The sequence below is a fragment of the Bacteroides sp. CAG:633 genome (assembly GCF_000435115.1).
In the GTDB taxonomy this organism is placed as follows: Bacteria; Bacteroidota; Bacteroidia; order Bacteroidales; family Bacteroidaceae; genus Bacteroides; species Bacteroides ndongoniae.
The window spans coordinates 99,364-107,931 of the sequence record NZ_FR883157.1 but is presented as its reverse complement, the minus strand read 5'-3'; the positions used below and the strand labels follow the sequence as shown (position 1 = coordinate 107,931).

Here is an 8,568-nt window from a genome sequence, read left to right as displayed (position 1 = left end):
TCTTTCCCTGCACGGTAAAGCGTACTTTGGATGTATTGCCCAACGCATCCATCAATGTATAAACAATCTGATAGGCACGTTCTTCATCTATATTTATCAGTCCGCGACTGTCATTGGAGGCATGCAACATGCGCAAACGGTTGCCAGGAGCGATAAACGATTTCATATATTGTCCTTTCGTCCACGAGTTGATGTACCTGTTTTCTTCATAAGCAAAACGATCGACCACACTGCGGAATACTTCTTTTCCATCTACTTCCAGGATCACCGTATGCACCCCATAACGATTCTGCGCTCCTTCCATATAATCATAAGCACGAATTCCCAAGCCAATCCATCCCCAGGCCACAATGGGTTTTCCCAGACGTTGCATGGAAAATGTAATTGGAGTCTGCTTTCCTTCTACTTCTCCACGGCCAGGCTGAGGAAATACCATAATGCCTTGTGCACGTGGTGCTGTATGATCTTTCACATTCTTTTTAAAAAAGGGCAACGGATCAACGTAATCTCCGGTTGATGTTTCAAAAACATCCAAGTGCAAATGAGGTCCGAACGAATATCCCGTATTCCCACTCAATGCAATGACTTGTCCGGCTTTTACCGGATATTCGTCAGGTGAGGGAGTTATATCCACTTCCCAGCTTTCTTCTTTATACTGCAGTTCTTCTACCCTACGGGCTATTTCGCCTACAAAAGCACTAAGATGACGGTTAATGGTAGAATAACCATTATCGTAAACAACATCAAGCACATATCCCGACCCATGAGTAACACGAATTCGGGAGATATATCCATCTGCCAATGCACACACTGGTTTACCAGTCACTCCGCCGGTCTTAAAATCCAGTCCTCCATGAAAATGATTGGCCCGTATTTCACCAAAATTTCCGGAAAACACAATCGGAAAATCAAAGGGAGGGTTGAATAAGACATCTTGTGCTTTCGTCTGCACAAAAAAGCCACACCCTACCAATAAAAAGAGAATAGACCTAAGATTTCCGTTCATTACAACAAACAATTATTTTTTATACTTAAACGTACGGCAAATATAAAAAGAAAGATTCAAGTAATGAAAAAAACTCGTATGCAAATGCCGATTAATCATTTTGCAAGCAAAAAGCTGCATATATGCTATACAACACACTACACAAATAACAAAATATCAGAATTATCAGTATCTTTAGCCATGTTTAACCTCATATTTAAAACTTCAAGGTTATGATTATCGGAGTACCCAAAGAAATTAAAAACAATGAGAACCGTGTAGGAATGACCCCTGCAGGAGTTGCCGAACTGGTGAAGAAAGGGCATACAGTGCATATACAGACCAATGCTGGTGCAAATAGCGGCTTCACCGATGACGTCTATCAGGCCGTAGGTGCCAAGATTCTTCCTTCGATTGACGAGGTATATGCCATTGCCGATATGATTGTCAAGGTTAAAGAGCCTATCGAACCTGAGTATAAACTCATCAAAAAAGGGCAAGTTGTATTTACCTACTTCCACTTTGCCGCCGACAGAGTGCTGACTGAAGCCATGATAGAAAGTGGTGCTGTGTGCATTGCATACGAAACAGTCGAAAAAGAAGACCGTTCGCTGCCTTTGCTTACTCCGATGAGTGAAGTGGCCGGACGTATGGCCACACAAGTCGGTGCACACTTCCTCGAAAAGCCACAAGGCGGAAAAGGTAAACTCATGGGAGGAGTTACAGGAGTACGCCCGGCAAGAGTACTTGTGCTGGGAGGAGGTATTGTTGGAACCAATGCCGCCCAAATTGCAGCCGGTATGGGAGCTGAAGTCATGATCACTGACATAAATCTTGCCCGCTTGCGATACCTTAGCGAAATAATGCCCAAAAATGTCAAGACACTCTACTCGTCCATGCACAACATTGTGACAGAGCTGCCTAACATCGACCTTGTAATAGGATCTGTCCTCATTCCAGGAGATAAGGCACCGCATCTGATAACCAAAGATATGCTGAAACTGATGAAGCCGGGAACTGTGCTGGTGGATGTAGCCATTGACCAAGGAGGCTGTTTCGAAACCTCACACCCCACTACCCATAGTGATCCTACTTATATAATAGACGGAATTGTGCATTATGCAGTAGCCAACATACCAGGTGCCGTACCTTTTACTTCGACTATGGCTTTGACCAACGCTACTTTGCCGTACACTGTAGCGTTAGCCAACAAAGGCTGGAAACAAGCCTGCAAAGAAGATCCGTCACTGGCACTCGGACTGAACATTGTAGAAGGCAAAGTCACCTATAAAGCAGTGGCTGACGTATTCGGATTGAAATACGAGACTATTGAACTATAAGAGATACGCTGTTTATCCTACCAGACGTTTTCTCGAAACATAAAAAAATACACGGATGCTTCCCAACACTCATCGTTGTTAGTTGCAATCCGTGTATTTCTTTGTATACAGACTGATGTCTTATACCTTAATTTCTCCAGCTTTTCAGATCAGGGCATCTTTGTTTTTAAGCATCTCATCCCATGCTTCAGCATATTCTTTTTGCAAGTCGTTTACTACCTCCTCTACTGTCTGAATTCCCTTACCACACAACAAAGAAGACGCCTGCCCTATTTCCAGTTCACCTTCCTCCAGATTTCCTTCAAACATACCCAACTTGGCACGTCCTCGTCCCAACAACAGACGAAGTTCTTCTTCACTTGCACCTCTTGCTTCGGCAATCTCCACGTCACTTCTAAATTTATTCCGTACCAGACGAACCGGTGAAAGTTTCTTCAGCATCAAACGGGTATCTCCTTCTTCCAATTGCAAACAGTAATTCTTGAAAGCTTCACTGGCCGAACTTTCTGCGGTCAACGCAAAACGCGTTCCTATCTGAACGCCTTCGGCTCCCAGTGTTCTCACAGCCAGCATAGCTCTTCCGGTTGCTATTCCTCCGGCAGCTATCAACGGAAGCGATGTTACTGCTCGCACGGCAGGGATCAAGCACAAGGTAGTAGTTTCTTCCCGTCCATTATGACCGCCAGCCTCAAAACCTTCTGCCACAATAGCATCAACACCCGCCTCTTCAGCTTTAACGGCAAAACGTGATGATGAGACAACATGCACCACTGTTATACCACGTTCTTTCAACCATCCTGTCCACTTCTTGGGACTACCGGCAGAAGTAAAAACAATCCTGACCTTTTCATCAGCCACAATCTGCATGATCGTTTCTATCTCGGGATACATCAGGGGAATATTAACTCCGAACGGCTTTGTTGTAGCAGCCTGACATTTCCGAATATGTTCACGCAAGGTTTCCGGATGCATGGATCCTGCACCCAACAGTCCCAATCCTCCAGCATTGCTCACAGCGGAAGCCAATCTCCAACCACTGCACCAGACCATTCCTCCTTGAATAATAGGATATTTAATTCCAAAAAGAGAAGTTATTCTATTCATATCTCACTACAAAAAAAATTAAATGTATGTATCGGATAATCTTCTTGACCATTCCATGCTTATACCTGCATATTTATAGTAAAAACAAACAATAACAGCAAAAAGTTTCCACCTTACTTCAAACCAGAATCCATATCTTTTCGTTCCCATACCGTAATCGAGTCTCCATACGTGCGCAATACCTCCAGCGTACGCTTTCTGATCTTGCGTTTTTTGAAACTCCAGAATTCTCGGGTAAACGGCAACATCAAGTCCAAACCTCCTACACCACAGCCAGCCGTGCTCTGCCAGGTACCCACCATCATATTATTCAGCCGCTCTGTCGCCCGATAACGTAAACCTGTGGCCTCTATCTGTTCCACGGATTCACGCAATCCGGCATCCAACGGATTTTTAGCCCAATTGGTAGGAGTCTTCAGTGTCTTCAGCTGATAGAATGGTCCTCGCCAAGTGTCTTTATCGACATGTATTTTCTTCTGATATACAGGATCCCAATTATAGGGTGTATTAGGTTTGTAAGGATACAACGTCAACACAACTTTTTCTGTAGAAACCTTAGGAGCAGTCGGCAAGGTTTCATCAAAGTCCAGCCATTTTTTCTGCTTTGACAGCTTTTGATTTCCCATCAGTTTTCCGTGAAACAGTTCTTCGATAGCCTCCGGATTCAGCTCCGGTTGCTTCTCACCATCCAACAATTTCTGTAAGCGCAAAGAGTCCTGTGCCGTCCAGTTTTGGGAATAACAAGGGAGAGCTACTGTAAACAGCAGCCCTAAAACGAGCAAAAATGTTTTCATAAGGAAATCAAATTACCACCACATATATCCACTGCCACAAAGAGGTTCGTTATAGCAAGGATCTATTGTCCACATCGTTCGCGGATACTTGCGTGCCTCCCACCAACGACGATAGCGGGCCACTGCATCAATCACTTCTTCGTCCGACAAGAAGTAGATACCCTCATAATTCTCGGCATCCGTATGAACCATTTTACAGCCCATAGAGGCATTATGTCCCAGACGTATTGTCTCTACAGTCCACAACAGACATTCTCCCAAGCGCAACTTTCCGCCAGCCGAATAGGATACAGGAGCTAAAGGAAAGGAAGGAATCACCGTCAGATCGTCTGCATACTTCAACAGATCATCGATATCGTCCTGGCTAAAACGAGGAAACTTGCTTAGACCATCAGCTCCTTCTGCCGAATAATTTCCGTTCTTCAACTGCTTGACAAACAGTTCAACATCCGGATTATTAAAGTCCAATGTTTCCTTGCCACAAGAGACAAAAGTCAATATAAAGAGTACAAACGTCAGAATGCGTCCATACATATATATTTTAGTTCTTAAGTTTTTCATCATACATTCAAATTTATGGTTAATAAGTCATACGTACTCCACACAGAAGATTCATGTTGGTCGCCCGTTCACTACGTAAACTCCGGACTTCGGAATCGGTTGCAAAATGATGTGAAAGCAGAGGCTCAGCAAACAAAGACAAACGTTCATTGAGCTTATAGCCTACTCCTAATCCTGCCACAGCCGAAAGGCGAACCGGATCTTCGGAAAAGCCTTTATTAACAATCTTCTCTGCACTTCCACCAACAACTGCATACAAATCTACTTTGGGAAATGTAGCCAAAGCTACATTCAGCCGCAACGGAACTGCCAATGCCTGCAAATCGTTGCCAACCGACTTACCAACCGGCAAGTAGTTATACTGCAACCCTGCTTCCAAAGACAGGTATTTGTTCAATCTCCGTTCAACCGAAACCCCAGCTGTCAAAGGTGCCGCAAAATCCCCCTTAGGTAAAGAAGTACCAAGCGAAGCTTTCAGAGCCCAGTTGCGAACGAGAGCATGTACATCTTCAGTCTTATTATCTTTTTCCTCCGATATAGAAACAGAGGAAGTTTCTTTTTGTTCAGAGGATTTTCCGGATAACGGTTTGTAGTGCAGCCCACCAGCCTGAGCATAATGTCCTCCTCCTTGCGACTGGCGGTTACCGTAAAGCCGTTGCGTAATTGTGATAGATACCCTCAGCGAAACATTTTCGTTTTCATCTTCTTCAGCCACAGCTGCAGGCGTCGCACTGGCCTGTCTCAACGGACTTGTATTCTGACTTCCCGATGCCATCTGACGAACCGGTGGAAAGGTTTCCTGTACAATATCTCCATCCAAGCTTCCCTTAGGAGCCAACGTTGCTACTTCTGTAAAAGCCTGCTCGATTTCTTCTTTAGGAGAGAAGTACCAAAAAGCAGCAGAAGCAACTCCCAACACAAAAACGACAGAAGCTGCAGCAACCGTACGATAGAATCTAGGAGAGAAAGGAATAGTCTTCTTCCCCGATACAGTTTGTGCTTTGAGCAAATCGTTTTGCAGATTTTCCCAAAAGCCATCGCGTACGTCCATCTCCATGCCTTCAAGACGACGACGGAACAAACCGGTGATTTCATCATTTTCTCTCATGGTCAATATATTCTTTAATTCTTTTTACCAATAGACTTTTGGCACGATGAAGTTGCGATGTGGACGAATGTTCCTTGATATGAAGCAGTTCGGCTATCTCCTTGTGCGACTTTTCTTCGAACACGTACAAGTTGAATACAGTACGGCATCCATCTGGCAACTCGGCTACAAACTTCATCAACAATTCTTCAGACAGCCGTGATCCGGCTTCAGCTACCTCCGTTTCATCGGCTATATCCGGCAATTGTTCTTCTGTCACCACTAATCGGTTGAAGCGTTGCTGCTTGCGCAGATAGTCGATAGCCTGTGTCACCATCACCCGGGTTACCCATGTACCCAAAGCACATTCTCCACGAAACGTAAAATGGGTAAATATTTTAATGAACCCATCGTGCAATACGTCATAAGCAGCATCCATATCACCCGTATAACGGTAGCATACTGCCAGCATCTGTTTGGAATAGAGAGTATACAACTCCCTCCGAGCGGAATCCATCCCCGCTCTACAGCCCTCAACCAACTCTATCTCATTTTCCAATACCAATGCTCTTTTACGGGCGCCTCTTCCTTGCGCCATCCGTTAATTAGACGCAACACCTGGGACAATGCTGCAATATAAAATCCAAAAAGAAGTTAAAGAACAAACCTCCCATAAATCTGCATTAGCTATGCATCTTTAATGGGAGGTCATAACGTATCAAAACGTTCCAAACATATTTCTATTTATCAACAAGCTTTAAAGCTCATATCCAGTCCTTTCACCGAATGAGTCAAAGCGCCGACCGAAATGAAATCAACACCACACTCTGCATAATCGCGCAATGTGTCGAATGTGATACCACCCGAAGATTCTGTTTCATAACGCCCGCCAACCATCTCTACAGCCTTTCGGGTCATCTCCGGAGTGAAGTTATCAAACATAATACGGTCTACTCCACCAAGGTCGAGCACTTGCTGCAACTCATCAAAATTGCGCACTTCGATTTCGATCTTCAGATCTTTTCCTTTCGCTTTGCAATATTCCTTGGCGCGCATGATAGCCTTGTCAATACCACCTGCAAAGTCAACATGATTATCCTTCAGCAGTATCATATCGAACAATCCGATGCGATGGTTTACTCCTCCACCAATCTTTACTGCCATCTTCTCAAGGATACGCATACCCGGTGTCGTTTTCCGTGTGTCCAGCACACGGGTTTTTGTACCTTTCAGTTTTTCAACATATTTATGAGTCATTGTAGCAATTCCACTCATACGTTGCATGATATTCAGCATCAAGCGCTCGGTTTGCAGCAACGACTGCACTTTTCCTTCTACAATCATAGCTACATCACCCGGTTTCACTTCAGCTCCGTCATTAATGAAAACTTCGACTTTCATCGTAGGATCGAAGCGACGGAATACTTCTTTAGCAATCTCTATACCTGCCAGTATTCCAGCCTCCTTAATCAAAAGTTTCGACTTTCCCATTGCTGTTTCGGGAATACACGAAAGAGTGGTATGGTCACCGTCGCCGATATCTTCGGCAAAAGACAAATCAATCAGTCTGTCTATCAATTCTTGTTCCTTACTCATTTGTCTTATCAATTCTTATTTGATGTATTAAATACTTGTCACCCGTTTTTTTAAAGAAGCAGTTTACACGAAACTTGCCATTAGCCGTTGTCAGAGTTCCCACAATAAAGCTCGATTCATCGCGTTTGCCCTGATGGTTCACCCGAAAATCACTCACTCGATTTCCAGAGAAGAAACGGGCCATTTTATTCGTTGCCGTTCGTTTGTCTGCGCGTTCAGTATGTTTCTGAATAACCAGTTCGACCTCATTGCCCCAATATTTACCAAGTTCCTGAGAATTTCCCTTTTTAAAGGCCATCACAAGCGCATTTGGCACCTCTTGAGCAAAAAGCATAGGCAAACAAACAAGAAAGCCAGCCAGCAATAAAATAACTCGCTTTTTCATTTACACAATTATTAATGATAGGCAAAGGTAAGCATTTATCCCAAAATACAAGAAAAAAGTCTCATATTCTTTATAAAACAGGCCATAACGCACCATAATTTCTCTATATTTTGACCTCAAAAACAACCTGCCAGCAAGCGAAGAACATGCTCCCAATATGTGAAATCGGTAAAAAGCCCTATCTTTGCAACCAAAACCAGAAACTTATGAAGACAATATTACTCGTCGTAGGGCGCACTGTAGAACAACATTTCATCACAGCCATTAACGACTACGTACAACGCACGAAACGTTACCTGCAATTCGAAATAGAAGTAATACCCGAACTGAAAAATACCAAAAGCCTCAGCACCGACATCCAAAAGGAAAAAGAAGGAGAACTCATTCTGAAGGCATTGCAACCTGGCGATGTTGTCGTATTGCTGGATGAAGGAGGTAAAGAAATGCGTTCCATCGAATTTGCCGACTACATGAAACGCAAAATGAATACAGTCAACAAACGCCTGGTTTTCGTCATTGGAGGTCCATACGGCTTTTCCCAGCGGGTATATGAAGCTGCCCAGGAGAAACTTTCACTATCGCGTATGACTTTCTCACATCAGATGGTCCGCCTTATATTTGTAGAACAGATATACCGTGCCATGACTATCCTGAACAATGGCCCTTATCACCACGAATAAGGGAAAAAAAGTGCAATGGCTTGTGCACTGGCAGTG

General features: G+C 43.8%; 10 protein-coding genes. 2 read left to right on the top strand and 8 right to left on the bottom strand.

What is annotated here, in order from left to right; genetic code table 11:
* The coding region (locus QVP67_RS15505; RefSeq protein WP_288180304.1) for a M23 family metallopeptidase at nt 1-1,006 on the bottom strand (1,006 nt) is incomplete at its 3' end.
* 212 nt (nt 1,007-1,218) lie between these two features.
* Here QVP67_RS15505 and ald point away from each other — a divergent pair.
* Nucleotides 1,219-2,325 carry an alanine dehydrogenase gene (gene ald / locus QVP67_RS15500; protein ID WP_022164466.1) on the top strand — a complete coding sequence of 369 codons (1,107 nt, stop codon included), beginning with the start codon at nt 1,219-1,221 and terminating at the stop codon, nt 2,323-2,325.
* A 144-nt stretch (nt 2,326-2,469) separates the two neighbouring features.
* Here ald and QVP67_RS15495 read toward each other — a convergent pair whose 3' ends face one another.
* From QVP67_RS15495 to QVP67_RS15465, 7 genes are all read right to left on the bottom strand, one after another.
* The gene (locus QVP67_RS15495) at nt 2,470-3,429 is read right to left on the bottom strand and encodes an NAD(P)H-dependent flavin oxidoreductase (RefSeq protein ID WP_022164465.1); all 960 of its coding nucleotides are present in this window, start codon (nt 3,427-3,429) and stop codon (nt 2,470-2,472) included.
* 113 nt (nt 3,430-3,542) lie between these two features.
* The gene (locus tag QVP67_RS15490) at nt 3,543-4,223 is read right to left on the bottom strand and encodes a DUF4858 domain-containing protein (RefSeq protein WP_022164464.1); all 681 of its coding nucleotides are present in this window, start codon (nt 4,221-4,223) and stop codon (nt 3,543-3,545) included.
* 12 nt (nt 4,224-4,235) lie between these two features.
* The gene (locus QVP67_RS15485; RefSeq protein ID WP_022164463.1) at nt 4,236-4,784 is read right to left on the bottom strand and encodes a DUF4943 family protein; all 549 of its coding nucleotides are present in this window, start codon (nt 4,782-4,784) and stop codon (nt 4,236-4,238) included.
* Nucleotides 4,785-4,803: 19 nt separating this feature from the next.
* Nucleotides 4,804-5,892: an outer membrane beta-barrel protein gene (locus QVP67_RS15480; RefSeq protein ID WP_022164462.1), complete on the bottom strand. Its 1,089-nt coding sequence runs from the start codon at nt 5,890-5,892 to the stop codon at nt 4,804-4,806.
* Nucleotides 5,879-6,430, bottom strand: coding sequence for an RNA polymerase sigma factor (locus QVP67_RS15475; protein WP_071149417.1), 552 nt, complete (start codon nt 6,428-6,430; stop codon nt 5,879-5,881). The genes QVP67_RS15480 and QVP67_RS15475 overlap by 14 nt, the downstream gene beginning before the upstream one ends.
* 188 nt (nt 6,431-6,618) lie before the next feature.
* Nucleotides 6,619-7,467 carry a carboxylating nicotinate-nucleotide diphosphorylase gene (gene nadC / locus QVP67_RS15470; protein WP_022164460.1) on the bottom strand — a complete coding sequence of 283 codons (849 nt, stop codon included), beginning with the start codon at nt 7,465-7,467 and terminating at the stop codon, nt 6,619-6,621.
* Nucleotides 7,460-7,852, bottom strand: coding sequence for a DUF4783 domain-containing protein (locus QVP67_RS15465; RefSeq protein WP_022164459.1), 393 nt, complete (start codon nt 7,850-7,852; stop codon nt 7,460-7,462). The genes nadC and QVP67_RS15465 overlap by 8 nt, the downstream gene beginning before the upstream one ends.
* Nucleotides 7,853-8,058: 206 nt before the next feature.
* On the opposite strand from QVP67_RS15465, the gene rlmH reads away from it, so the two are divergent.
* Entirely contained in the window at nt 8,059-8,532 is a 474-nt protein-coding gene (gene rlmH / locus QVP67_RS15460) for a 23S rRNA (pseudouridine(1915)-N(3))-methyltransferase RlmH (RefSeq protein ID WP_071149167.1), read from the top strand.
* Nucleotides 8,533-8,568 lie beyond the last annotated feature (36 nt).

Bases quoted from the DNA above. Each gene is read 5' to 3' on its own strand.
- QVP67_RS15495 (WP_022164465.1), bottom strand. From the start codon at position 3,429: ATGAATAGAATAACTTCTCTTTTTGGAATTAAATATCCTATTATTCAA.
- nadC (WP_022164460.1), bottom strand. From the start codon at position 7,467: ATGAGTAAGGAACAAGAATTGATAGACAGACTGATTGATTTGTCTTTT.
- QVP67_RS15465 (WP_022164459.1), bottom strand. From the start codon at position 7,852: ATGAAAAAGCGAGTTATTTTATTGCTGGCTGGCTTTCTTGTTTGTTTG.
- QVP67_RS15490 (WP_022164464.1), bottom strand. From the start codon at position 4,223: ATGAAAACATTTTTGCTCGTTTTAGGGCTGCTGTTTACAGTAGCTCTC.
- rlmH (WP_071149167.1), top strand. From the start codon at position 8,059: ATGAAGACAATATTACTCGTCGTAGGGCGCACTGTAGAACAACATTTC.
- QVP67_RS15485 (WP_022164463.1), bottom strand. From the start codon at position 4,784: ATGAAAAACTTAAGAACTAAAATATATATGTATGGACGCATTCTGACG.
- ald (WP_022164466.1), top strand. From the start codon at position 1,219: ATGATTATCGGAGTACCCAAAGAAATTAAAAACAATGAGAACCGTGTA.
- QVP67_RS15480 (WP_022164462.1), bottom strand. From the start codon at position 5,892: ATGAGAGAAAATGATGAAATCACCGGTTTGTTCCGTCGTCGTCTTGAA.